Raw genomic sequence first — 847 nt, 5'->3', positions numbered from 1 at the left:
CACTTTGACGGCGACCAGAGCGGCACGGTGAATGGTGTCACGCCGCCAGCAGTGCAGCATCTGACCGCCGAAGTCACTGCAGACAGCGGGGAATATCAGGTGCTGGCGCGATGGGACACGCCGAAGGTGGTGAAGGGCGTGAGCTTCCTGCTTCGCCTGACCGTGGCAGCGGATGACGGCAGTGAGCGGCTGGTCAGCACGGTCCGGACGGCGGAAACCACATACCGCTTCACGCAACTGGCGCTGGGACGGTACACGCTGACAGTCCGGGCGGTAAATGCGTGGGGACAGCAGGGCGATCCGGCGTCGGTATCGTTCAGGATTGCCGCACCGGCAGCGCCGTCGCGGATTGAGCTGACGCCGGGCTATTTTCAGATAACCGCCACGCCGCATCTTGCGGTTTATGACCCGACGGTACAGTTTGAGTTCTGGTTCTCGGAAAAACGGATTGCGGATATCAGGCAGGTTGAAACCAGCGCGCGTTATCTTGGTACGGCACTGTACTGGATAGCCGCCAGTATCAATATCAAACCGGGCCATGATTATTATTTTTACGTTCGCAGTGTGAACACCGTTGGCAAATCGGCATTCGTGGAGGCTGTCGGTCAGCCGAGTGATGATGCATCAGGCTATCTGGATTTTTTCAAAGGCAAGATAACCGAATCCCATCTCGGTAAAGAGCTGCTGGAAAAATTTTATCTGACGGAGGATAACGCCAGCAGACTGGATGAGTTTTCGAAAGAGTGGAAGGACGCTAACGATAAGTGGAATGCGATGTGGGGCGTCAAAATTGAGCAGACCAAAGACGGCAAACATTATGTCGCGGGTATTGGCCTCAGCATGGAGG

1 protein-coding gene is annotated in these 847 nt (G+C 56.1%); it reads left to right on the top strand.

Annotated elements, in window-relative coordinates; genetic code table 11:
• On the top strand, positions 1-847 hold an 847-nt coding region (locus RTW80_RS26310; RefSeq protein ID WP_312721019.1), incomplete at both ends, for a DUF1983 domain-containing protein.

This window comes from Escherichia sp. AM3, assembly GCF_032029835.1.
GTDB classification, from domain to species: domain Bacteria; phylum Pseudomonadota; class Gammaproteobacteria; order Enterobacterales; family Enterobacteriaceae; genus Escherichia; species Escherichia coli.
This window is presented reverse-complemented; position numbering and strand designations above follow the sequence as displayed.